Here is a 22,097-nt window from a genome sequence, read left to right as displayed (position 1 = left end):
GGCTCTCCGCCACCAGCCCTAACCCACCAGCCCTACCGCGTCGCCCGGCCCGATCCGCCCGGGCACCAGCACCTGCGCGTACACCCCGGCGCAGGGCAGCGCGGGCATGCCCTCCAGCGGGACCAGCCGGTTCTGCTCGGCGGGCACCCGCAGGGCCGCGGTGCGGCGGGGCAGTGGGCCGTGCCGCAGGGTGGGGACGGCGCAGCGCGGGGTCGGCACCAGGACGCGCAGCCGCAGCGTCGGGCCGATCGCCAACTCCCGCCCCACCCAGGCGTTCTCGACGTAGCCCTCGCCCTCGACGCGGATCACCAGGTTCGGGCGGTAGCGCTCCGCCTCCCCGCCGGTGCCGGTCGCGGCGAGCGTGGCCGTGGTGATCAGGTGCACGGGGGCGAAGTCGAAGAAGGTGCCCTCCGGCGCGGCACGGCCCAACTCGTTGACGGTGACCTCGACCTCGGCCGCGACGCCGCGCGCCAGCACCTCCTCGGGCACCGCCCGCTCGATCGCCGCGCCGGGCGGCCGGTCGGCGATCAGCACGACCTTGCGGCCGAGCGCCTCGGACAGCTCCGCCTCGTCCACCGGCCGCCCGTCCGGACCGGTGACGGCCACGCCGCCGCCCGCGGTGGCCGTCGCGGTGTAGTCGAGCAGTCCGGCCCACCGGCGCGGGTTCTTGGCGCTGGCGACCCGGCCGGTCGCGACGTCCAGCAGGGCGCGGCCGCGGTCCCCGGCCAGGCCGCGCGCGGTCACCTCGACGGACCCGCCGAGCTCCTCCCCCAGCAGCGACTTCACCGGGTAGCGCCGCAGCCGTTCGACCGTCCCGATCACCGGCCGGCCGCCCCTCCGCCGACCGCCCCGCCGCCGTCCACCCCGCCGCCGAGCGCCCCGTCACCGGCCGCCCAGTCCCGCAGGGTCGCGAAGTCGCCCGCGCGCAGGCCGATCCGGGGGTTGACGTGGAGGGCGAGCGCCGGACCGGGGTGGTGGGCGGCGATCCACTCGGCGTCCTGCGGGCCGAGTTCGTCGTCCACCCAGACGAAGGGCCGCCCGGCCGCCCAGGCCACCACGTCCCGGGTCTTCCAGTGCAGGCCGTCCGGATCCGCGCCGAAGACCTCCGTCCACCGGATGTAGGGGAGTTCGGGCAGGCCGATCAGGGGGGCTATGTAGGTGTTCGCCTCGTCCATCCAGGTGGTCGCCCAGACCAGTTCGTACGGCAGGGCCAGCAACTCCGGCCCGTGTGCCGGGTTCAGCCAGACCCGCAGCGACCGCACCCGCCGCTCGGACCACGGCGGGCGGCGCGCCAGCCACGACGGGGGCAGCATCCGGTGGGTGTCGTAGCCGTCCGGCCGGCGGGTGGCCGGCGCGGCGTACGGATTGAGCGGTCCGTCCACGTCGAGGAGCAGCAGGGGCCGTGTCATGGGTGAATTGTGTTGCGGCCCCCGGAGGTTCGCCACCAATTTGTCACGGCCGGGGCGGAACGAGGCCGGGCCTCCCCTCGCGTGGAGGGGAGGCCCGGCGGGTTGCTCGGGGAGCGGCGGATCAGACCTGGCCGGCCTTCTCCAGCGCTTCGCAGCAGGTGTTGATCAGGAGGCGGGTGACGACGTAGGGGTCGACGTTCGCGTTCGGGCGGCGGTCCTCGATGTAGCCCTTCTGCTCCACCTCGACCTGCCACGGGATGCGGACCGAGGCGCCGCGGTTGGACACGCCGTAGCTGTAGACGTTCCACGGGGCGGTCTCGTGCTTGCCGGTCAGGCGGGACTGGATGTCGTCGCCGTACTGGCTGACGTGCTCCAGGACCTTCTCCTGCGAGGCGCCGAGCGACTCGCAGGCGGTGATGATGGCCTCGTAGCCCTCGCGCATCGCCTTGGTGGAGAAGTTGGTGTGCGCGCCCGCACCGTTCCAGTCGCCCCTGGCCGGCTTGGCGTCGAGGGTGGCGTCGATGCCGAACTCCTCGGCGGTGCGGTAGAGCAGGTAGCGCGCGATCCACAGGTCGTCGGAGACGGTCAGGGCGTCGACCGGGCCGATCTGGAACTCCCACTGGCCGGGCATGACCTCGGCGTTGATGCCGCAGATCGCCAGGCCGGCGTCGATGCAGCGGTCGAGGTGCAGCTCGACGATCTCGCGGCCGAAGACCTCCTCGGCGCCGACGCCGCAGTAGTAGCCGCCCTGCGGGGCCGGGAAGCCGCCCTCGGGGAAGCCGAGCGGGCGGGAGCCCTTGAAGAAGGTGTACTCCTGCTCGATGCCGAAGATCGACTCCTGCGCGGTGTACTTCTCCTCGACCTCGCGCAGCAGGGCGCGGGTGTTGGACTCGTGCGGGGTGCCGTCCGTCTCCAGGACCTCGCACAGGACGAGGATGTTGTCACCGCCGCGGATCGGGTCCTTGACGACCTTCACCGGCTCCAGCACGCGGTCCGACGCGTGACCCTCCGCCTGGTTGGTGGAGGAGCCGTCGAAGCCCCAGGTGGGGATCTTGTCGGCGTTGGGCAGGACGCGAGTCTTGGAACGGAGCTTCGCGGTCGGCTTGGTGCCGTCGATCCAGATGTACTCGGCCTTGATTGCCACGGCGGTGTACCTCGCATTGCTGGGTGGTGGGTGCCCGCGTAGCGTCGCAAGCCGCCGTTTCCCGGTTGTTCCTCTCGTGTAACGCGCATGTGAACCAACCGTCCGCGTCGGCACGGTTACGGTGCGGGAGTGCCGGGCCCGGCACTCCCGCGGCCCGTGGTGCCACCGGGCGGCGGCCCCGCCGCCCGGCCCGGTCGGTCAGTGCCGGCGGGCGTGCGCGGCGCGGCGGCGCCGGGTGGCCCACAGGGCGCCCGCCCCGCCGGCGACCAGCGCGGCGGCCCCGGCGGCCAGCGGGCCGGTGGCGCTGCCGCCGCCGGTGGTGGCCAGGCCCTCGGCGGGCCTGCCGGTGCTCGCCGGGGCGCTCCGGGGAGCGGCCGCGCCCGTGGTGGTGTCGGCGACCGGCTGGACGGCGGGAGCGGTGGTCGGCCCGGCGGTGACGGGGGCGTCCGTGGTGGGCGCGGCCGTGGCGGTGGGGGTCGGGGTGGCGGGCGGTGCGGTGGGCTTCTCACAGCTCACCGAGGCGACGGTGACCGTGCCGGTGACCTTGGCGACGTTCAGGTTCAGCGGGTTCACCTCCACCCGCACCTCCAGCGCGGAGGCGGCGGCGGTGGTCGAGGTGGTGGTCCGCTTGGAGAACTCCACCGACACGCTGCCGACCAGCGGCACGTCCACCTTGGTCGGGCCGTAGAGGCCGACGGTGACGGGCTTGCCGAGCACCGTCAGCCGGACGGGGGCGACGACCTCGGCGGTCGGCTGCCCGTCGACCGGGCAGGTCGCCTCGGCGCTCATCGCCTCCAGGCCGAGCAGGGCGGTGGCGGGCAGACCGGGGGCGTGCACGTCGGCGTTGACCAGCTTGACGGAGGCGGCGGTGCCCCGGGCGTCGGCCCGCACCACGGAGGTGCCGACGTCGGCCTTGACCAGGGTGACCGGGCCCTGCTGGTCGACGCCGTCCACCGTGGCGGTGAGCATCGAACCGCCGCCGGTGACGGGCCGCGGGGAGGCCGTCCGCTGTGCGGGTGTCTCGACCTTGTTGAGCGCGATGTTCACCGGGACGTCCACGGCCTTGTTCAGCAGGCTGACGTCCAGGTCGAGCTCCGCGGTGACGGCCCGCGCCCTGCCGGGTGACGGGGTGGGCGCGGGCGCCGTCGGGGCGGCCTGGGCGGGCGGGACGGTGAGCAGGGTGCAGACTCCGGCGACGGCGACTGCGGAAACGATTCGGCGAGCAGACATGGCGGTACCCCCACAGGGCTGAAAGGATGAGCCGCCAGTCTTCTCAAACGATCCGTCATATGAGTGACACAGAACGCCATTTCACCCGTTGGAGTGAGATCGACGTTCGCAGATGACCGGACTCTGTCAGGACCTGCCCGCCCGGGACACGCCCTACGGCAGCCGCCAGTCCACCGGCTGCGCCCCCTGCCGCGCCAGCAGCTCGTTCGCCCGGCTGAACGGCCGCGACCCGAAGAAGCCGCCACTGGCCGAGTACGGGCTCGGGTGCGCCGACTCGATCGCCGGCACCTCCCCGAGCAGCGGCCGCAGGTTGCGGGCGTCGCGCCCCCACAGGATCGCCACCAGCGGGCCGCCGCGCGCCGTCAGCGCCCGGATCGCCTGCTCGGTGACCTCCTCCCAGCCCTTGCCGCGGTGCGCGGCGGGTTTGCGCGGCGCGGTGGTCAGCGCACGGTTGAGCAGCAGCACGCCCTGCCGCGTCCACGGGGTGAGGTCACCGTTGGACGGCTGCGGGAGGCCGAGGTCGGTGCCGTACTCCTGGAAGATGTTGATCAGGCTCGCCGGGACGGGCCGGACCTCCGGCGCCACCGAGAAGCTCAGCCCCACGGCGTGGCCCGGGGTCGGGTACGGGTCCTGCCCGACGATCAGCACCCGCACGTCGGCGAAGGGCTGCTGGAAGGCCCGCAGCACGTTCGGCCCGGACGGCAGGTAGGTGCGGCCGGCGGCCAGCTCGGCGCGCAGGAAGTCGCCCATGGCGGCGACCCGCCCGGCGACGGGCTCCAGGGCGGTGGCCCAACCGGGCTCGACGATCTCGTTCAGTGGACGCGGTGCCATGACGGCACCCTATCGGCCTACCCCGACAGCGCGTTCAGCGGATGATCATGCCGGGGCCAGGACCGCCGCGGGCGCGGGCGGCGCCGCGGCCCCCGGGAGGGCCCGGCCGGTCGCGTCGCACACCCGGCGGCGGTCGTCGGACCCGCCCTACCCGACGGGCCGCCCGCGCAGCACCACCAGCCGCGGGTCGGCGAGCACCCGGACGTCCGCCCTCGGGTCCTCCCCGTACACCACGAGGTCCGCCGGCGCGCCCTCCTCCAGCCCCGGCCTCCCCAGCCACTCCCGGGCGCCCCAACTCGCCGCCGACAGCGCCTCGGCCGGGCTCAGCCCGGCCTTCACCAGCTCCGCCACCTCGTCGGCGACCAGCCCGTGCGCGAGCGAGCCGCCCGCGTCCGTGCCGACGAAGATCGGGACGCCCGCGTCGCGCGCCGCGCCCACGGTGTCGTACCGGCGCTCGTGCAGCCGCCGCATGTGGGCCGCCCAGGCCGGGAACCGGGCCTCGCCGCCCGCCGCCAGGCCCGGGAAGGTCGCGATGTTGACCAGCGTCGGGACGATGGCGACCCCGCGCTCGGCGAAGACCGGGATCAGCTCCTCGGTCAGCCCGGTGGCGTGCTCGACGCAGTCGATACCGGCCGCCAGCAGGTCCGGCAGCGACTCGGCGGCGAAGCAGTGCGCCGTGACCCGCGCACCCTCCTCGTGCGCCGCCGCGATCGCCTCGACCAGCGCGTCGCCCGGCCAGCAGGCGGCCAGGTCCCCGCGCTCGCGGTCGATCCAGTCGCCGACCAGCTTGACCCAGCCGTCGCCGCGCCGGGCCTCCGCCCGCACGTACGCGGCGAGGTCCCCGGGCTCGATCTCGTGCGCGTAGTTGCGGATGTAGCGGCGGGTGCGGGCGATGTGCCGGCCGGCCCGGATGATCCGCGGCAGGTCCTCGCGCTCGTCGATCCAGCGGGTGTCGGCGGCCGAGCCGGCGTCGCGGATCAGCAGGGTGCCGGCGTCCCGGTCGGTGAGCGCCTGCTTCTCGCTGGTCTCCGCGTCGACGGCGCCGTGCGCGTCCAGGCCGACGTGGCAGTGGGCGTCCACCAGGCCGGGCAGCACCCATCCGGTCACCGTCCGGACGTCCTCGGCACCGGGCGGGCGGGTGAAGCTCACCCGGCCGTCCACCACCCAGAGTTCGTCCCGGACGTCCTCCGGACCGACCAGCACCCGACCCCGCACGTGCAGCACCGCGCCATCGCTCATGGCCGCACTCTACCGACGGGGGCGTTCCCCGTGACCGGTGCGCATGCGGCAGACTCGTTCCCGTCCCAACCACCCGTGTGAGAGGCCCCGCGACGTGAGCGAGCGCAGCGAGCGATTCATGGAAAGGCGCGCACGGGCGAACGCCCCTGCCGAGCGAAGCGGGGCGGGAGCATGAGCGCCTTCCTCGACCTCCCCCCGCTCGGCGCCGCCGACTTCGCCGCGATCGAGGACAAGGTGGCCGCGCTGCTGCACACCGGCGCCGACGTCATCGTCACCCAGGGCGAGGCCCTGCTGCCGCTGGAAGCGGCGATCCGCGGCGCCGCGCACCCGGGCTCCACCGCGCTCAACATCGTCACCGGCCCGTACGGGCAGACCTTCGGCGGCTGGCTGCGCTCCTGCGGGGCCGAGGTCGTCGACCTCGCCGTCCCCTTCCACGGCGCGGTGAGCGCGCAGCAGGTGGCCGGGGCGCTGGAGGCCCACCCGGAGATCGACTTCGTCTCCCTGGTCCACGCGGAGGCCGCCACCGGCAACACCAACCCGGTCGCGGAGATCGCGGCCGTCGTCCGCGAGCACGGCGCCCTGCTGATGCTGGACGCGGTGGCCTCCGTCGCCGCCGAGCCGCTGCTCACCGACGAGTGGGGCGTCGACCTCTGCGTGATCGGCGGGCAGAAGGCCATGGGCGGCCCCGCCGGGGTCTCCGCGGTCTCGGTGTCCGGGCGCGCCTGGGAGCGGATCGCCGCCAACCCGGCCGCACCGCGCCGCTCCTACCTCTCCCTGCTGGACTGGAAGGAGCGCTGGACGGACGCCGGACGCACCGTGCTCCCGCACGCCCCGGCCCAGTTGGAGATGCTCGCGCTCGGCGCCTGCCTCGACCGCATCGCCGCAGACGGCCTGCCCGCCGTGATCGCCCGCCACCGCGCCGCCTCCGCCGCCACCCGGGCCGGCGTCCGCGCCCTCGGCACCCTCAGCCCGTTCGTCCCGGACGACGCCCACGCCGCCCCCGTCGCCACCACCCTTCGCACCCCGGACGGCGTCGACGCCACCGCCCTCGCCGCCCGGCTCGAGCCGGCCCTGCCCCTCCAGCCGGGCGGCGGCGCGCTCGCGGCGTCGATGCTGCGCGTCAACCACTACGGGGCGGCCGCCTCGCTGGACACCGTCCTGGCCTGCCTGACCGCCCTCGCCGCCGCCACCGGCGCCGCGGCGGCCCCCGCCCTCGCCGCCGCCGGGGAGGCCTGGACGGCCGCCGTGTGACGCACGCGCGGCGGCCCCCGGGGCGCCGGCCCCCGCGCCCCCCCCGCCGCGGCGGGTCCGGGCCCGCCCCCGGCCCCCCCCCCCGCGCCGCCGCTGGGCCGCGCGCTCCCCCCCCCCGGCCGCCCCCTCGCCGCCGCCCACCCCTGGACGGCCCCCGGGGGCCGCCCGGGGGGGGGCCCCGGGGGTGGGGGCCCGGGGGGCCGCCGCGCCGCGTCGGCTCAGTGCCCGCCCGCGTCCACCACCTCGACGCCGCGGATGTTCCGCTCGATCTCCTCCGCCGGCAGCGCGATCGCCAGCGCCCAGTAGTAGATCACCAGCGAGAACACCACCACGACGAGGATGTCCCACCAGAGCGGCAGGTTGCCCCGGGCGCCCTCGCCGAAGGTGCCCTGCCAGGAGATCAGACCCATGCCGACCAGGTAGACCGGCAGCCACTGCCCCGCCCGGAAGTCCATCCGCGGCGCGTTCGGGACCCCGGTCCGCGCGGCGTACACCGAGTACCCGCCGAGCAGCGCGTAGCCGATGACGATCGCCAGGCCGAGCCGCCACAGGGTGTCCCAGCCCGACCAGTAGATGACCAGGCTGGCCACCACGAAGGCCAGCGGCGAGATGATCGTGCCGCCGGGCAGGTGGTACGAGCGCTCCATCGACGGCAGCCGCTTGCGCAGCACGCCGAAGGCCAGCGGCGCGCCCGCGTACATCAGCACGACGGCCGAGGTGATGAACCCGACCAGCCGCTGCCAGCTCGGGAAGGGCAGGAAGCAGATCACGCCGGCGACCCAGGCGATGATCAGGCCGAGCCAGGGCACCGAGCGCTTGTCGGTGTACTGCAGCGCCTGCGGCGCGTAGCCGTTGCGGCTCAGGCCGTACGTCACCCGGGAGCTGGAGGTGATGTAGACCAGGCCGGTGCCGGCCGGCGAGATGATCGCGTCGATGAAGAGCAGGGTGGCCAGCCAGCCCAGCCCGATCAGCGTCGACAGGCCCGCGAAGGGCCCGCTGATGCCGGGGTAGGTGAGCGTCCCCCAGCCGCCGGCGAAGGTCTCCGGGGGCAGCGCGCCGATGAAGACCACCTGCAGCATGACGTAGACGATCGTGCCGATGACGACCGAGCCGAGGACGGCCCGCGGGATGTCCCGGCGGGGGTTGCGGCTCTCGCCGGCCCACTGGATGGCCTGTTCGAAGCCGAGCAGGGCGAAGATCACCCCGCTGGTGCTGATCGCGGCGAGCACGCCCTTGGCACCCTCCGGCGCGAAGCCGTGCACGCTGAAGTTGGAGCCGTGGAACTCGGTGAACCCGAGCGCGAAGATGGTCAGGACGGGGATGGCGACCTTCCACACCGTGGCCACGCTGTTGGTGTGCGCGAGGAGCCGGACACCGAGGAAGTTGATCGCGACGAAGAGCCCCATCAGCGCGGCCGCGACGACGAAGCCGGTGCCGGTGAGGGTCAGGTTCTCGTTCAGCAGGCCGTCCGCCCAGGACCAGTGCTGGGCGTAGTTGATCATCGCCTGCACCTCGATCGGTGCGATGGTCGCCGCCTGCAGCCAGGTGAACCAGCCGAAGGACATCCCGGCGAAGCCGCCGAAGGCGTAGTGCGGGTAGCGTGCGGTGCCGCCCGCCACGGGGAACAGCCCGCCCAGCTCGGCGTGCACCAGCGCCAGCAGGATGATCGCCAGCGCGCCGACCCCCCACGACACCAGCGCCGCGGGGCCCGCCGCCACCGCGGCCTTCTGCGCCCCGAACAGCCAGCCGGAGCCGATGATCGCCCCGACCGAGGCCCAGAGCAGCCCGATCACGCCGACTTCGCGTTTGAGTCCGGTGTGCCCCGAACCCGTCGGGGCCTCAGTAGTGGGATGAGCCATGGGCCGATCGCCTCTCACGTCAGGGGAATCCACCCCGACAGTGCCGCAGTGGCACGGCTCCCCCGCCGCGAGACGCGCCCCGGGCCCGCCGCCTCACCCGAACGGCCGCGCCGGGCCCGGGGCCGGTCCGACTCAGGTCACGAGGAGGGCACCTCGGCGAGCGCGCGGAACGCTCGGGCGTGGGAGGCGGCGGTGTCGGGCGCGACGGTGGTGTCCCGGACCGCCTCCTGGTAGGTGGCCCACATGCTGCCGTCGGACCAGTCGCAGAAGCCGAGCTGCTGGCCGTCGTCGTCGGTGTTGCCGCACTTCATCACACCGCCGCGTTCGCCGGGGTCGACGTCGTGCAGGTCGGTGACGGTCGCCCCGCTGGCGCGCTGACGGGCCAGGAGGTCGTCGAGTTCCGAGGAGGGCGTGAAGATGTGCTTCTCGTAGACGGTGACGATGACGACCCGTTCCTCGTCGGCGCTGCGGTAGTTGGTGACCGAGACCCCGGACTCGGAGCCCGCACGGAGGCTCCTCCTGGTCACCGACGCCTTCGGAACGAGTGCCAGTCCGTCGAACTCCTTCGGCGCGCTGTACGCGTACGCGCCCAGGTTCGCGAAGTTGTCGGCGAAGGCGACGCCGAAGCCGCCGGCGCCGAGGACGAGGACGGCCGCGACGGTCAGCCAGAGCGTGCGGCGGGAGCGCGGCTGCGGGGCGGCGGGCGTGACGTCGACGACGAGGTCGGCGTCGGCGACTCCCTGCTGCCCGCCGGGCGGCGCGGTCCGGTCGGACGCGCCGGGCTCGCCGGTCGGGTCGGTCGGCTCGGTCGTCATGCCTTCACCTCGGCGAGCGCGCGGAACGCGCGGACGTCGTCGGCCAGCTTCTCCGCGGTGATCGTGACGTCCTCGATGTGCTCGACGTAGACGGCCCACATGCTGCCGTCGACCCAGGCGCAGAAGCCGACGTCCTGGGCCTTGCCGGCCTTCCTGATCGCGGTGGTGTGGCCGCACTTCAGGACGCCGCCGCGGGGGCCCGGGTCGATCTCGTGCAGGTCCGCGACGGGGAGGTTCCTGGTCGCCTCGGAGATCACGCTGTCGATCTGCCCCGAGGGGGCGAGGGTGGGCAGCTCGCGGACGGTGAGGACGACGCTCCGGGACTTGTCCGCGGCCTGGTAGCCGCCGACCTTCACGTCGCGCAGCTGGGGCGACGCCTTGACCACCTGGTCCACGGGGACGCCGGGGAGCCCGAGGAACTCCCCGGGCTGCTCGTAGCGGTACTCGCCGAAGGCGGCGATGTTGTCGGCGAGGGCGACCGCGGCGGTGGTGACGGCGGCGACGCCGAGCGCCGCCAGGGTCAGCCAGAGCCGACGGCGGGAGCGGGGGGCGGCGGGGAGGGGCGGAGCGGCCGGGGTGACGTCCACCAGGGCCTCGGCCGGATTCTGATCTTGATCGAGCACCGGCACATCCGACCAGGTCGGGGCGATGGGCGCAAGGGATTTGGGGACGGTCTCGACGGACAGTTCCCCGGCCGTTCACCCGGCGGGCACGCAGAACTCACCGAAGGGCGGCAGGCTCCAGGCCGACGGGCAAAGTTGGCTATACAACTTTGCCCGCTGGGCCACCGTCGAGGAGGAGACCACCATGTCCGAGCTGCCGCCCTACTGGCTGCGCGACAACTGCCCGTGCACCGAGTGCCGGGACCACCGCAACGGACAGAAGCTGTTCCGGGTCGGCGACCTGCCGGAGGACCTGACCATCGCCGCGAGCAAGGAGATCGGTCCGGACCTCGAGGTGCTCTGGTCGGACGGGCACCGGTCGCGCTACCCGCTGGCCTGGCTCGGGGAGACCGACCACGGCGACGGGCGGACGGAGGAGGGCAAGCGGCTCTGGGCGGCGGCGGACTTCGCCCGCGGCATCCCGGAGGCCGGCTGGGAGGAGTACCTGACCGACCCCGCCGAACGGGCCGCCGTCCTCGCCGCCGTCCGGCACAGCGGGTTCGCCGTGCTGCGCGGGGTGCCCGCGGTGGAGGGACAGGTCCTGCGGGTCGCCGAGAGCTTCGGGTACGTCCGGGTCACCAACTACGGCGAACTGTTCGACGTCCGGGTCGAGCCGGACCCGAACAACCTCGCCTTCACCAGCGCCGCCATCGCCCCGCACACCGACAACCCCTACCGCGACCCGGTGCCGACGCTCCAGCTGCTGCACTGCCTCGAGAACTCGGCGACCGGCGGCGACTCCGGCCTGGTCGACGGGTTCAAGGCGGCCGCCGTGCTGCGCGCGGAGTCACCGGCCGACTTCGCCCTGCTGACCGGCACACCCGTCCCCTTCGTCTTCCGCGACCGCCGCACCGAGCTGCGCGCCGACCGCCCGCTGATCGACGTGGACGCGCTCGGCCGGATCCGCGAGGTGCGCTTCAACAACCGCTCGATCGGCACCCTGCGCGTCGGCGACCGGGAGGCCTTCTACGCCGCGTACCGCCGGTTCGCCGCGATCACCCTGCGCCCCGAGCTGCAGCTCGCCTTCCGGCTCGGCCCCGGCGACTGCCTGGTCTTCGACAACACCCGCCTGCTGCACGCCCGGACGGCCTTCCGGCAGGACGGCCACCGGCACCTCCAGGGCTGCTACGCCGACCTGGACTCGCTCGCCAGCACCCTCGCCGTGCTGCACCGCCGCTCCGCCGCACTGGACGCGATCGCCGCCCTGTTCGCCGACGAGGGTGCCGGGGAGTACCTGGGCGAGGAGGTCACCATGGCCGAGCACATGCTGCAGGCCGCCGCCGCGGCGGAGGCGGCCGGCGCGCCGGAGCACCTGGTCGCCGCCGCACTGCTGCACGACCTCGGCCACTTCCGGGGCACCCTGCACGGGCGGGACCTGATGGAGGGGCGGGACAACCGGCACAGCGACACCGGTGCCGACTGGCTGGCACAGTGGTTCGGCCCGGAGGTGACGGAGCCGGTCCGGCTGCACGTCGCCGCCAAGCGCTACCTGTGCGCGGTCGAGCCGGGCTACCGGGAGCGGCTGTCCGAGGCGTCCGAGTACACCCTCACCGTCCAGGGCGGCCCGATGGACGGCCCGCAGGCCGCCGCCTTCGCCGAACTGCCCGGCGCGGCCGACGCGGTGGCCGTCCGCCGCTGGGACGAGCAGGCGAAGGTGGCCGGCGCCGGGACGCCCGGCTTCGACCACTACCGCCCGCTGCTCGCCGCCCTGATGCGCTGACGCCGGTGCCCGCGACGCACCCGGGTGGCGGTGCGCCCGCACGCTGATGCGCCGGGTGCACGGCCCGACCGCCCGGCCGTCGCCCGGGAGGGGGCTCAGTCCCCTTCCCGGGCGTGCCGCGAGAGCGCCGACGTGGCCAGCGAGTTGTGCACGCTGAAGGCCACCGTCCCGGGCAGGTAGCGGTCCTGGGACCACTCCACCGGCGTGCCGGTCGGGTCCGTGGTGCGCCGCCGCTCGCGCAGCAGCGGGCTGCCGCGCCGGCAGCCCAGCAGCCGGGCGTCCTCGGCGTTGGCGGCCACGATGTCGATGGTGTGGTCGGCGTCGGTGAACAGGATGCCGTGCTCGCGCAGGACCTCGGTGTGCGAGACGACGTCCGGCGGCAGCTCGGCGACGATCTCGCCGACCCGCGGCGGGTAGACCGTCCGCTCGACCATCACCGGCGCGCCGGAGAGGGTCCGCAGGCGGACCGTCACGTACACGTCGGCGCCGGGCTCCAGGCGCAGCTGCTCGCGCTCGGCGGCGTCCGCCGGGCGGCGGACCAGCGAGTCCAGGATGCCGCCGGGCTCCTCGCCCATCGAGTAGGCCCAGTGCGTGAAGCTGAGCAGCTCGGAGAAGCTCTGCACCCGGGCGCCGCCCAGCACCACCCGCCGGGTGCCGCGGCGGGAGGTGACCAGCCCGTCGGAGCGCAGGACGGCGAGCGCCTGGCGGACGGTGCCGCGGGAGACGCCGTACTGCTCGGCGAGGGCGCCCTCGGCGGGCAGGCGCCCGGCCTCGCCGAACGCGCCGGTGGTGATGGCCTCGCGCAGGTCGGCGGCCACCTTCCGGTACAGGGCGCCGGACGCACGGTCCCCGGTCGCGGCGGGCCGCCGCTCGGGGGCGGGGCGCTGCTCGGCCGCGGGGCGCTCGGGCTCAAGTGCCACGTCAGTCAATGTCCCTCCTGGGGCGGTGTCCTGCGCAACCGTGCCGGCGCGGACAGGCCGACCCTATCCGGCTGCGCCTTCGAAGCATCGCACCGAACGGATCACGCTCCGGTGGCCGGATTCCACCGTTCCCGCAGCCGACCCCGGTTCTGGGCCGTCCGTTCACCTTCCCGTCACCGGACTCCGGCGTACTTACCTCCGTCAGCGAAGTTGGCTAGTCAACTCGGACGGCCTCGAACGGCAGTCCGGGACGGCTCCGGGCGGCTCACCCCCCGCACCCGGACGGCCACTCGCCAGATCCCCCGATCAAGACACCCCCTGCAGTTCCCCCTTCTCAGGAGACTGACCCGTGTCCGTGCACCGCGCCCGTTCCGCCGCCTTCGCGGCCGTCCTGACCGCCGCTGCGCTGTCCCTCACCGCCTGCGGTTCCGCCGGCTCCTCCGCGAAGTCCGGCGACGCCGCGGGCGGCAAGAGCGCCAAGACCGCCACCTCGATCGCCGACTTCGGCGGGATGGACGCCCTGGTCGCCGCCGCCAAGAAGGAGGGCAAGCTGCACGTCATCACGCTGCCCCGCGACTGGGCGAACTACGGCAAGCTGATGGACGACTTCAAGGCGAAGTACGGCATCGAGATCGAGGACGAGAACCCGGACGGCTCCAGCCAGGACGAGATCAACGCGATCACCTCCCGCAAGGGCCAGGACCGCGCCCCCGACGTCGTCGACCTCGGCTCCGCCTTCGCGATCAGCGCCGGCAAGCAGGGCCTGCTGGCCCCCTACAAGGTCGTCGACTTCGACAAGATCCCGGCCACCATGAAGGACGCCAACGGTCTGAGCTACAACGACTACGGCGGCTACATGTCGATCGGCTGCGACGCCAAGAAGGTCGCCGCCTGCCCGAAGACCTTCGCCGACCTGCTCAAGCCCGAGTACAAGGGCATGGTCGCCCTGAACGGCAACCCGACCAAGGCCGGTGCCGCGTTCGGCGCCGTCTACGCCGCGGCCCTCGCCAACGGCGGCTCGCTGGACAACATCCAGCCCGGCATCGACTTCTTCGGCAAGGTGAAGCAGGCCGGGAACTTCAACCCGGTCGAGGTCACCCCGGCGACCATCGAGAAGGGCGAGACCCCGATCAGCATCGACTGGTCGTACCTGAACGCCGGCTACGCCGTGAAGTTCAAGGACAAGGGCCTCGACTGGCAGGTGGCCATCCCGTCGGACGGCTCCTACGCCCAGTACTACAACCAGGCCATCAACAAGGACGCGCCGCACCCGGCCGCCGCCCGCCTGTGGGAGGAGTACCTCTACAGCGCCGCCGGCCAGAACGGCTTCATGGGCGGCTTCGCCACCCCGGCCCTGTTCGACGCCATGAAGACCGCCGGCACCCTCGACGCCGACGCCGCCTCGAAGCTGCCGCCGGTCGAGAAGCCCTTCACCACCTTCCCGACCCCGGACCAGACCGACGCGGCCAAGAAGGTCGTGACCGAGAACTGGGCCAAGGCGATCGCGGGCTGACCTGACGATGACCACGGCTCCCACCCCGGTGCCGGCCAGCGCCTCCGCCGCCCAGCGCGGCGGGGGCGCCCCCGGCCCCGTCTCCCCCAGCTCCCCGGCCGCCACGGCGGCCCCCGCCCCCACGACCACCACCGGGACCGCCGCCGGGCGCCGGTCCCCCCGCCCCGCCAGGGGCCGGGCCGGCCGCAGCCGGGCCTGGCTGGCCGCCCTGCCCCTGCTGCTGTTCTTCGTGATCGGCTTCGGACTGCCCGCCGTCGCGATCGCCATCGGCGCGTTCACCACCTCCACCGACGCCCCCGACGGCGGCGGCACCTTCACCACCGACAACCTCACCGGTTCGCTCCAGGGCGCCTACTTCACCGCCCTGTGGGGCAGCGTCAAGCTCTCCCTGCTGACCGCGCTGATCGCCACCGTGGTCGGCCTGCCGCTGGCCCAGGCCGTCGCCACCTCCCGGTTCCGGGTCTTCCGCGAGGCCGTGCTCTCCGCCTCCGGGGTGCTCGCCAACTTCGGCGGCGTGCCGCTCGCCTTCATGTTCGTCGCCACCCTCGGCAACTCCGGCGAGGTCACCAAGCGGCTCCGCCTGACCAAGCACGGCTGGAACCTCTACACCTTCTCCGGCCTCTCGGTGGTCTACCTGTACTTCCTCGTCCCGCTGATGGTCATCACCATCACCCCCGCCTTGGAAGGCCTGCGGGTGCAGTGGCGCGAGGCGGCGTACAACAACGGCGCCACCGTCGTGCAGTACTGGCGGCACGTGGCCCTGCCGGTGCTGGTGCCCTCGCTGCTCGGCGGCTTCGTGCTGCTGTTCGGCGCCTCCTTCGCCGCGTACGCCACCGCCGAGGCCATGGTCGGCAGCTCGGTGCCGCTGATCTCGATGCAGATCGGCGACGCGCTGTCCGGCAACGTCCTGGTCGGCCAGGGCAACCTCGCCCTCGCCCTCGGCCTCGACATGATCGTGGTCGCCTGCCTGGTGATGGCCGTGTACCTGCCCCTTCAGCGCCGGAGTGCCAAGTGGCTCGCCTGATCAACCGCATCCGTCCCGGCCGCGGCCTCGTCCTGCTGCTCTGCGGCGTCTACTTCGCCGTCCCGATGGCCGCGTCGGTGTACTTCAGCGTCGACGACACCAAGGGCGGGGTCACCTTCCGCGCCTACACCGAACTGCTGAACGCCCCCGGCTTCACGGACAGCCTGGTGCTGAGCCTCGAACTGGCCGGCGTCACCGTGGCGGTGCTGCTGCTCCTGCTCGTCCCCGCGATGCTCGCGGCCCGGCTCGGCGCGCCGAAGCTGCGCCCGGTGATCGAGGTGATGTGCTCGATGCCGCTGGTCGTCCCGGTGGTCGCGCTCACCACCGGCATCATCGGCGTGCTGCGCTGGGGCCCGGACTACCTGCAGGACACCCCGTTCTTCCAGACCATCGTGGCCATCCAGGACCCGGCCTTCCCGATCGTGCTGGTCATCGCCTACGTGCTGATGGCCCTGCCGTTCGCCTACCGGGCGCTGGACGCGGGCCTGCGCGGCGTGGACGTCACCACCCTGGTCGAGGCCGCCCGCAACTGCGGCGCCGGCTGGCTGCGCGCCGTGTTCACCGTCGTACTGCCCAACCTGCGCAGCGCGCTGCTGAACGCGGCCGTGCTCACCGTCGCCCTGGTGCTCGGCGAGTTCACCACCGCCTCCATCCTCGGCTTCGCCCCCTTCTCGGTGTGGATCAACTCCAACGGCAAGAGCGACGGCCAGATGTCCGTCGCCGTCTCGATGCTCAGCCTGCTGATCGTCTGGGTCGTCCTGCTGCTGATGTCCGCCGCGGGCCGCGGCCGCAAGGCCGCCCGCTCCTAGGCACCACCCCCCTAGGGCTTGTCCGAGGAACCCCGAACCACCCCACGCCTTCCAGGAGTTACCAGCCATGACCACGGCCCCCGCCCCCGTCGCCGGAGTCGCGCTCGCCCCCGGCGGCGCCACCGTCGAGTTCCGCTCGCTGCGCCGCGCGTTCGGCACCACCACGGCCCTGGACGGCCTGGACCTCACCGTCCACCCCGGCGAACTGCTCGCCCTCCTCGGCCCCTCCGGCTGCGGCAAGACCACCGCGCTGCGCATCCTGGCCGGCTTCGAGCAGCACGACTCGGGCGAGGTCCTGGTCGACGGCCAGGACATCACCGCGATCCCCGCGCACAAGCGCGACGCCGGCATGGTCTTCCAGTCGTACAGCCTCTTCCCGCACCTGAGCGCCCTGGACAACGTCGCCTTCGGCCTGCGGATGCGCGGCGCCGGCAAGGCCGACCGCCGCAAGCGCGCCCAGGAACTGCTGGAACTGGTCGGCCTGCCGCACCGCGCCGAGCACTACCCGCACCAGATGTCCGGCGGCCAGCAGCAGCGCATCGCGCTCGCCCGGGCGCTCGCCCTGCAGCCGCGCGTCCTGCTGCTCGACGAGCCGTTGTCCGCCCTGGACGCCAAGGTCCGGCTCCAGCTGCGCGAGGAGATCCGCCGTCTCCAGCAGGAGCTGGGGATCACCACCCTGTTCGTCACCCACGACCAGGAGGAGGCGCTGTCGATGGCCGACCGCGTCGCGGTGCTGCGCGCCGGCCGGCTGGAGCAGTGCGCCACGCCGTCCGAGCTGTACGGCCGCCCGGCCACCGCCTTCGTCGCCGAGTTCGTCGGCACCATGAGCCGCATCCCGTGCACCCGCACCTCCGACGGCGTCGAGGTGCTCGGCCGCCGGCACGCCGTGGACGGCGAGCTGCCGGGCGACGGCGAGCTGCAGGTGCTGGTCCGCCCGGAGAACGTCACCCTGACGCCGGCCGAGCACGGCCCGGCGCTGGTCGTCGCCGCCTCCTTCCTGGGCGCCGTCACCCGGCTCACCGTCCGCCTCGACGACGGCACCGAGGTCAAGGCCGACCTGCCCACCGAGGCCACCGCCGCCCTGCCGGCCGGCTCGCGCGCCGAGCTGTCCCTGCCGGAGCGCCCGGTGCTGGTGGACCGCCGCGCCTGACCGACCTGCCCGACCGCTGCGCCCGACCGCGGGGCCGCCCGGCCCCCGGCCCGGCCCCGCCGAGCCCCCACCGGGGGGCCGGATGGCCCGCCGCGCGGCCGTCTGAAACCCTCGTACCGCCACCCGATGGACCACCGAAGGTACCGCCATGCCTGAAACCGCCCCCGGGACGCCCCCCGGGACCGTCCTGCCCGCCGCCGTCCTGTTCGACATGGACGGCACCCTGGTCGACACCGAACAGCTCTGGTGGCAGGCCGCCGCCGAGCTCGCCGAGGAGCTGCACCGCCCGCTCACCGACCAGGACGCCCCCGAGGTGCTCGGCCAGGCCGTCGAGCACACCGCCGCCCACCTGCACAGGGTCAGCGGCACCGACCTCAGCGAGGCCGAACTCGCCGACCGCCTCGGCGAGTCCTTCGCCGGCAAGGTCGCCGCCGAGACGGTCCCGCGCCCCGGCGCGCTCACCCTGCTCGCCTCGCTGCGGGACGCCCGGGTGCCCACCGCGCTGGTCTCCGCCTCGCCGCGCCGGGTGGTCGAACTGGTGCTCTCCGCCATCGGCCGGGACTGGTTCGCCGTCACCCTCGCCGCCGAGGACACCCCGCGCACCAAGCCCGCACCGGACCCGTACCTGGCCGCCGCCGAGCGGCTCGGCCTGGACCCGACCGTCTGCGTCGCCGTCGAGGACACCCCCACCGGGGTCGCCTCCGCCTCCGCGGCCGGCTGCGCCGTGCTCGCCGTGCCCTCCACCGCGACGCCCATGCCGGACGGCGCCCGGATCACCCTGCTCGGCAGCCTCGAGCAGGCCGACCTCGCGCTGCTCGGGCGGCTCGGCACCGACCGGGCCGTCTGACGCCATGCCCTACCTCCTGCTCGCCCTCGCCATCGTGAGCGAGGTCTGCGCCACCAGCTGCCTGAAGCTCACCGAAGGGTTCTCCCGCCTCTGGCCGAGCGTCGGGGTCGCGATCGGCTACGTGCTGTCCTTCGTCCTGCTCGGCCGGGCGCTCAAGCACATCCCGGTCTCGGTCGCCTACGCCGTCTGGTCGGGGGCCGGGACGGCCGCGGTCGCCGGGATCGGCGTGGTCGCCTTCGGCGAGTCCCTGGGCCGCCTGCAGTGGCTGGGGATCGCGCTGGTGATCGTCGGCGTCGTCGTGCTCAACCTCCGCAACAGCCACTGACCGGCCACGTGACGGCCCGTCACCGCTGAACCGCCCGCACCGGACCCGGGCCGGGGCCGGGGCCGGGGCCGGGGCGGAGCGGGGCGCCGGACCACCCGACGCCCCGCCCCGGCCCGGCCCGTCCCGTCCCGCCCCGTCCCGCCCCCACGACGGACCCCGGGCCCCGCGGACGCAAAGGCTCCGTCGAAGGCCCGTAAAGATCCCGTCACACCCGCCGGAACCCGCCCCCGAAGCCCCTCGCCCGCCCGCGGAGCACGACTATGCTCACCCGGTCCGACACGGCGATCACCGGGGGAGAAGATGGCCGACTTCACGGTCAGTACGGAGTTCCTCGCCAAACTGGCCACTGACCTCAAGGGCTGCGGCGACGAACTCGACCAGGGCCTGAAGGCCCTCAAGGAGGCGGGCCGCAGCGGGCTGGGCCACGACGTCCTCGACGAGGCCTGCGGGCACTTCCAGAGCACCTGGGAGTACGGCCTCAAGAAGGTCCGCGAGTGCGTCAAGGTGCTCGACGGCGGCCTGGAGAAGGTGCAGCAGGGCTACGACGGCACCGAACGGAGCATCACCAAGGCGCTCACCCCGACCGGGCAGTCGTGACCACCCCCGCGCCCGACTGGTCCGGGCTCGGCTTCAACCCCGCCCCGGGCGAGCCGTCCGCCGTCTCCGGCCTCAGCGGGAGCCTGCGCAGGGTCTCCCAACACCTGATCGACGTCCACACCACCCTCGCCCAGATCTCCGCCGACCAGGGCCAGTGGACGGGAGAGGCCGCCAAGGCCTTCGCCGACCAGTTCGGCAAGCTCCCCGGGTACCTCCAGGACGCCGCCGACTCGATCACCGCCGCCTACCAGGCACTCGACGCCTGGTACCGGGCGCTCAACGAGCACCGGCCCAAGGCCGCCGAGCTGGAGCGCGCCGCCAAGGCCGCCACGGAACAGAAGGCGCAGGCCGACCGGGAACACGCCACCGCGGCCGCCGCCCCCGACCTCCGGCTGGCCGGCCGGACCTTCCCCGACGACGCGAGCCTCGCCGCCGCCGAACAGCGCTACACCACGGCGAAGGGCCACCTCGACGCGGCCGCGGCACTCGTCGCCGGCGCCACCGCCGACCTCGCCGGCATCAGGGGACAGGCCCACGAACTCGCCGAAGGGCACGAGCGGGACGCCCGCCACGCCGCCGACGCCATCCGCAAGGCCGCCGACAGCAAGGCCCCACCGGAGCCCGGCTGGCTCAGCAAGGTCGGCAACTGGCTCAAGAACCACGGCGCCGACCTGCTCACCGTCGCGGCCGGAGTCTGCGGGATCGCGGCGATCTTCTTCCCCGCCTTCGCACTGCCCGCCATCCTGCTGAGCGCCGCTGCCGCGGGCGCGCACGCGACCCAGTACGCCGCCAAGGGCCAGCTGTGGCCGCCGCAGAAGAACATCGGCAACTGGCTGACCCTCGGCGGCGACGTGCTCGGCGCGATCCCCGGGGTGGGCGTCGCCGCCAAGGGCGTGACCGCCGCCCGCGAGGCCCGCCTCACCGGCGCGGGCCTGCGCGGGACCATCAGCGCCGGAACGACCGAGACCAGGGCCGCCGCCCGCGCCGTCGACCCCGCCAACCCGCTCTTCACCGCGGCGATCGAGAAGCCGGCCGTCAAGCTCGGGGTCTCCAAGGCCACCGCGATGGACGTCTCCGACGGCGTCCAGGCCGTCACCACCGCCGGGCTCAACGCCCCGACCGCGTACGCGCTCACCCAGGACGACCCGAGCGACGGTCTCACCAGCGCCGTCAACTACACCACCGGTGGCAACACCGTCCTCGGCTCGGCCGGCACCGCCGTCGGCGGGGGGAAGGCCAACGCCGTCATCGGCACCGTGTCCACGGTCGGCAACCTGCTGGGCCTCGGCGGATGGGCGGCCGGATATGGACGATGAGGCCACCCCGCCGCTCTGGATCACCCTGCCCGGGGGCTTCACCGCCATCGACCTCGACGAGGACCCCGGCGACCGGATGGCCCGCTCGGCCGAACGACTGGACACCCTCTTCCCCGGCGTCGGCGCCGAGCAGAAACTCGGCGCGGTGATCGCCGCCGAGACCGCCCTGCAGGCCCAGCTGCGCGAGGGCGCCGTCCACGTCTCCAGCTGTCTGGTCCGGGCCGTGGACGGCGAACCCCTCCACGGCGTGCTCACCGTCTTCCTCCGCCCCGAGGACACGGGCCCGGTCGGAAGCTACCCCGCCCGCGTGGCCGAGGAGTTGGCCGAGCTCTGGCCCGGCGCCGACGTCGGGGTCGTCGACCACCCGGCCGGCCGCGCCGCCCTCAGCGCCCGCCAGGTCGCCGTCCCCGTCCCCGGCGCGGTCTGGGGGGTGACCGAGTCCACCGTCAGCACGGTGCGTCAGCTCGAACTGCTCCTCCCCCACCCGTGGAGCCCGCACGTCGTCGCCGCCGTCTTCACCACCGAGGACGTCGACCACTGGGACGAGTGGCTGCCCCTCCTGGCCACCGCCCTCCGCGGGATCTCCTTCCACCCTCCCCGCGACGAGAGCCGCGACGCCCTGCCCCCCGACCAGTGGGACACCATCCGCCAGGCCTTCGGATGACGGCCGCCGCCCCGCGTCCCGGGCCCGGACCCCGCCGCGGCTCCGTCGGGCTGACCATCGTCCTCGCACTGGCCGCACCGCTGTCGATCGTCGCCACCGCGGCCGCCTACGGGTCCCACGGCTGGCCGGCCGGCCTGGGCGTCCTGCTCCTGTGCACGGCCGGCCTGTCGGCGGGCCTCGGCAGGCTCGCCGGCGGGACCCCGGGTTGCCTCGCCGCCCTGATCGCCCCGCTCGTGCTCCTGGTGGCCGCCGCCGCGGCGGGAAACGTCCGCGACGACGTGGTGCTGAGCAGCGGGCCGACGGTGACCGCCCGCATCACCGGCGTGGAACGCACCCCGGGCACCCGCAACCCCTCCTGGGACTACGCCCTGGTGACCGCCGACGGCACCCCCGTCCCCGGCGGGCGCCTCAACCAGCGCGTCCAGACCCTGCGGGTCGGCGACCAGGTCACCGTCCGTCTCGCCCTCGACGGCACCGCGAGACCGAAGCGGCCCGAGGAGATCGACCTCGGCACCGACCTGTTCTGGGCCACCGCGGTCCTGCTCACCACCGCCCTCACGGTGGTCGGCCTCGGCACCCTCGCCCGCCGTTCACACCGTGACCGGTAGCGTCGGTCGGCACCGGACTCCGTCACGACGCGGGCCACGAGCGTGGGGGGTGGGGGGGGGGGGGCGCCCGCCGCCCCCGCCCCCCCGGGGCCCCCCCGCCCCCCCCCGGCCCCGGCGGGGGGGGGGTTGGGGGGGGGGCGGTGGGGGGGGGGGGCCGCCGGCGC

At 74.3% G+C, this 22,097-nt stretch carries 22 protein-coding genes; 12 read left to right on the top strand and 10 right to left on the bottom strand.

Annotated features, from left to right (window positions below):
- Positions 1 to 18 precede the first annotated feature (18 nt).
- The 6 genes from ACIA8Q_RS25795 to ACIA8Q_RS25770 all read right to left on the bottom strand — a co-directional run bounded on the left by ACIA8Q_RS25795 (position 19) and on the right by ACIA8Q_RS25770 (position 5,853).
- A complete protein-coding gene (locus tag ACIA8Q_RS25795) occupies positions 19 to 822 on the bottom strand; it encodes an MOSC domain-containing protein (protein WP_360211685.1) in 804 nt (267 codons plus the stop codon).
- Positions 819 to 1,409: a hypothetical protein gene (locus ACIA8Q_RS25790; protein ID WP_360211683.1), complete on the bottom strand. Its 591-nt coding sequence runs from the start codon at positions 1,407 to 1,409 to the stop codon at positions 819 to 821. Before ACIA8Q_RS25790 ends, ACIA8Q_RS25795 begins: the two co-directional genes overlap by 4 nt.
- A 121-nt stretch (positions 1,410 to 1,530) precedes the next feature.
- Positions 1,531 to 2,553 (bottom strand): glutamine synthetase GlnII, encoded by a 1,023-nt coding sequence (glnII, locus tag ACIA8Q_RS25785; RefSeq protein ID WP_360211681.1) that lies wholly within the window; start codon positions 2,551 to 2,553, stop codon positions 1,531 to 1,533.
- Between the two features lie 198 nt (positions 2,554 to 2,751).
- A complete protein-coding gene (locus ACIA8Q_RS25780; RefSeq protein WP_360211679.1) occupies positions 2,752 to 3,783 on the bottom strand; it encodes an SCO1860 family LAETG-anchored protein in 1,032 nt (343 codons plus the stop codon).
- Between the two features lie 153 nt (positions 3,784 to 3,936).
- The gene (locus ACIA8Q_RS25775) at positions 3,937 to 4,614 is read right to left on the bottom strand and encodes a uracil-DNA glycosylase (protein ID WP_360211677.1); all 678 of its coding nucleotides are present in this window, start codon (positions 4,612 to 4,614) and stop codon (positions 3,937 to 3,939) included.
- Between the two features lie 147 nt (positions 4,615 to 4,761).
- Positions 4,762 to 5,853: an amidohydrolase family protein gene (locus ACIA8Q_RS25770; RefSeq protein ID WP_360211675.1), complete on the bottom strand. Its 1,092-nt coding sequence runs from the start codon at positions 5,851 to 5,853 to the stop codon at positions 4,762 to 4,764.
- 171 nt (positions 5,854 to 6,024) lie between these two features.
- Here ACIA8Q_RS25770 and ACIA8Q_RS25765 point away from each other — a divergent pair, with 171 nt between their 5' ends.
- Positions 6,025 to 7,104, top strand: coding sequence for an aminotransferase class V-fold PLP-dependent enzyme (locus ACIA8Q_RS25765; RefSeq protein WP_360211673.1), 1,080 nt, complete (start codon positions 6,025 to 6,027; stop codon positions 7,102 to 7,104).
- Between the two features lie 218 nt (positions 7,105 to 7,322).
- Here the strand turns inward: ACIA8Q_RS25765 and ACIA8Q_RS25760 are convergent, their stop codons facing one another.
- The 3 genes from ACIA8Q_RS25760 to ACIA8Q_RS25750 form a co-directional block, all read right to left on the bottom strand.
- Positions 7,323 to 8,963 (bottom strand): amino acid permease, encoded by a 1,641-nt coding sequence (locus ACIA8Q_RS25760; RefSeq protein WP_360218379.1) that lies wholly within the window; start codon positions 8,961 to 8,963, stop codon positions 7,323 to 7,325.
- 137 nt (positions 8,964 to 9,100) lie between these two features.
- Complete coding sequence (locus ACIA8Q_RS25755; protein WP_396317745.1) at positions 9,101 to 9,778, bottom strand: hypothetical protein; 678 nt, start codon at positions 9,776 to 9,778, stop codon at positions 9,101 to 9,103.
- Positions 9,775 to 10,401 (bottom strand): hypothetical protein, encoded by a 627-nt coding sequence (locus ACIA8Q_RS25750; protein WP_396317744.1) that lies wholly within the window; start codon positions 10,399 to 10,401, stop codon positions 9,775 to 9,777. The genes ACIA8Q_RS25755 and ACIA8Q_RS25750 overlap by 4 nt, the downstream gene beginning before the upstream one ends.
- A gap of 184 nt (positions 10,402 to 10,585) precedes the next feature.
- Here ACIA8Q_RS25750 and ACIA8Q_RS25745 point away from each other — a divergent pair, with 184 nt between their 5' ends.
- On the top strand, positions 10,586 to 12,160 hold the full coding sequence (locus ACIA8Q_RS25745) for a TauD/TfdA family dioxygenase (protein ID WP_360218387.1): 1,575 nt from the start codon (positions 10,586 to 10,588) through the stop codon (positions 12,158 to 12,160).
- A 95-nt stretch (positions 12,161 to 12,255) separates the two neighbouring features.
- Here the strand turns inward: ACIA8Q_RS25745 and ACIA8Q_RS25740 are convergent, their stop codons facing one another.
- Positions 12,256 to 13,080, bottom strand: a complete 825-nt coding sequence (locus ACIA8Q_RS25740; RefSeq protein ID WP_360218390.1) for a GntR family transcriptional regulator — start codon at positions 13,078 to 13,080, stop codon at positions 12,256 to 12,258.
- A gap of 349 nt (positions 13,081 to 13,429) precedes the next feature.
- On the opposite strand from ACIA8Q_RS25740, the gene ACIA8Q_RS25735 reads away from it, so the two are divergent.
- The 10 genes from ACIA8Q_RS25735 to ACIA8Q_RS25690 all read left to right on the top strand — a co-directional run bounded on the left by ACIA8Q_RS25735 (position 13,430) and on the right by ACIA8Q_RS25690 (position 21,933).
- Entirely contained in the window at positions 13,430 to 14,593 is a 1,164-nt protein-coding gene (locus ACIA8Q_RS25735; RefSeq protein WP_387901742.1) for an ABC transporter substrate-binding protein, read from the top strand.
- A gap of 7 nt (positions 14,594 to 14,600) precedes the next feature.
- Positions 14,601 to 15,617, top strand: coding sequence for an ABC transporter permease (locus ACIA8Q_RS25730; RefSeq protein WP_396317743.1), 1,017 nt, complete (start codon positions 14,601 to 14,603; stop codon positions 15,615 to 15,617).
- Positions 15,617 to 16,426 (top strand): ABC transporter permease, encoded by an 810-nt coding sequence (locus ACIA8Q_RS25725; RefSeq protein WP_387901877.1) that lies wholly within the window; start codon positions 15,617 to 15,619, stop codon positions 16,424 to 16,426. Before ACIA8Q_RS25730 ends, ACIA8Q_RS25725 begins: the two co-directional genes overlap by 1 nt.
- 67 nt (positions 16,427 to 16,493) lie before the next feature.
- The gene (locus tag ACIA8Q_RS25720) at positions 16,494 to 17,576 is read left to right on the top strand and encodes an ABC transporter ATP-binding protein (protein ID WP_360218399.1); all 1,083 of its coding nucleotides are present in this window, start codon (positions 16,494 to 16,496) and stop codon (positions 17,574 to 17,576) included.
- Between the two features lie 148 nt (positions 17,577 to 17,724).
- Positions 17,725 to 18,423: an HAD family hydrolase gene (locus tag ACIA8Q_RS25715; RefSeq protein WP_387901747.1), complete on the top strand. Its 699-nt coding sequence runs from the start codon at positions 17,725 to 17,727 to the stop codon at positions 18,421 to 18,423.
- Between the two features lie 4 nt (positions 18,424 to 18,427).
- Complete coding sequence (locus ACIA8Q_RS25710; protein WP_360218405.1) at positions 18,428 to 18,748, top strand: multidrug efflux SMR transporter; 321 nt, start codon at positions 18,428 to 18,430, stop codon at positions 18,746 to 18,748.
- A gap of 300 nt (positions 18,749 to 19,048) precedes the next feature.
- Entirely contained in the window at positions 19,049 to 19,345 is a 297-nt protein-coding gene (locus tag ACIA8Q_RS25705) for a hypothetical protein (RefSeq protein WP_396317742.1), read from the top strand.
- Positions 19,342 to 20,661 carry a putative T7SS-secreted protein gene (locus tag ACIA8Q_RS25700; RefSeq protein WP_360218411.1) on the top strand — a complete coding sequence of 440 codons (1,320 nt, stop codon included), beginning with the start codon at positions 19,342 to 19,344 and terminating at the stop codon, positions 20,659 to 20,661. Before ACIA8Q_RS25705 ends, ACIA8Q_RS25700 begins: the two co-directional genes overlap by 4 nt.
- Positions 20,651 to 21,325, top strand: coding sequence for a hypothetical protein (locus tag ACIA8Q_RS25695; protein ID WP_360218413.1), 675 nt, complete (start codon positions 20,651 to 20,653; stop codon positions 21,323 to 21,325). The genes ACIA8Q_RS25700 and ACIA8Q_RS25695 overlap by 11 nt, the downstream gene beginning before the upstream one ends.
- Positions 21,322 to 21,933 carry a hypothetical protein gene (locus tag ACIA8Q_RS25690; protein WP_360218415.1) on the top strand — a complete coding sequence of 204 codons (612 nt, stop codon included), beginning with the start codon at positions 21,322 to 21,324 and terminating at the stop codon, positions 21,931 to 21,933. Before ACIA8Q_RS25695 ends, ACIA8Q_RS25690 begins: the two co-directional genes overlap by 4 nt.
- Positions 21,934 to 22,097 lie beyond the last annotated feature (164 nt).

Origin of the sequence: Kitasatospora sp. NPDC051705 (assembly GCF_044453265.1) — a bacterium.
Taxonomy (GTDB): domain Bacteria; phylum Actinomycetota; class Actinomycetes; order Streptomycetales; family Streptomycetaceae; genus Kitasatospora.
This window is presented reverse-complemented; position numbering and strand designations above follow the sequence as displayed.

What these genes read in the sequence shown, in the direction of transcription:
- ACIA8Q_RS25790 (WP_360211683.1), bottom strand. Translation starts at nt 1,409, where the DNA reads ATGACACGGCCCCTGCTGCTCCTCGACGTGGACGGACCGCTCAATCCG.
- ACIA8Q_RS25780 (WP_360211679.1), bottom strand. Translation starts at nt 3,783, where the DNA reads ATGTCTGCTCGCCGAATCGTTTCCGCAGTCGCCGTCGCCGGAGTCTGC.
- ACIA8Q_RS25775 (WP_360211677.1), bottom strand. Translation starts at nt 4,614, where the DNA reads ATGGCACCGCGTCCACTGAACGAGATCGTCGAGCCCGGTTGGGCCACC.
- ACIA8Q_RS25770 (WP_360211675.1), bottom strand. Translation starts at nt 5,853, where the DNA reads ATGAGCGATGGCGCGGTGCTGCACGTGCGGGGTCGGGTGCTGGTCGGT.
- ACIA8Q_RS25765 (WP_360211673.1), top strand. Translation starts at nt 6,025, where the DNA reads ATGAGCGCCTTCCTCGACCTCCCCCCGCTCGGCGCCGCCGACTTCGCC.
- ACIA8Q_RS25760 (WP_360218379.1), bottom strand. Translation starts at nt 8,963, where the DNA reads ATGGCTCATCCCACTACTGAGGCCCCGACGGGTTCGGGGCACACCGGA.
- ACIA8Q_RS25755 (WP_396317745.1), bottom strand. Translation starts at nt 9,778, where the DNA reads ATGACGACCGAGCCGACCGACCCGACCGGCGAGCCCGGCGCGTCCGAC.
- ACIA8Q_RS25745 (WP_360218387.1), top strand. Translation starts at nt 10,586, where the DNA reads ATGTCCGAGCTGCCGCCCTACTGGCTGCGCGACAACTGCCCGTGCACC.
- ACIA8Q_RS25730 (WP_396317743.1), top strand. Translation starts at nt 14,601, where the DNA reads ATGACCACGGCTCCCACCCCGGTGCCGGCCAGCGCCTCCGCCGCCCAG.
- ACIA8Q_RS25720 (WP_360218399.1), top strand. Translation starts at nt 16,494, where the DNA reads ATGACCACGGCCCCCGCCCCCGTCGCCGGAGTCGCGCTCGCCCCCGGC.
- ACIA8Q_RS25715 (WP_387901747.1), top strand. Translation starts at nt 17,725, where the DNA reads ATGCCTGAAACCGCCCCCGGGACGCCCCCCGGGACCGTCCTGCCCGCC.
- ACIA8Q_RS25710 (WP_360218405.1), top strand. Translation starts at nt 18,428, where the DNA reads ATGCCCTACCTCCTGCTCGCCCTCGCCATCGTGAGCGAGGTCTGCGCC.
- ACIA8Q_RS25705 (WP_396317742.1), top strand. Translation starts at nt 19,049, where the DNA reads ATGGCCGACTTCACGGTCAGTACGGAGTTCCTCGCCAAACTGGCCACT.
- ACIA8Q_RS25695 (WP_360218413.1), top strand. Translation starts at nt 20,651, where the DNA reads ATGGACGATGAGGCCACCCCGCCGCTCTGGATCACCCTGCCCGGGGGC.
- ACIA8Q_RS25690 (WP_360218415.1), top strand. Translation starts at nt 21,322, where the DNA reads ATGACGGCCGCCGCCCCGCGTCCCGGGCCCGGACCCCGCCGCGGCTCC.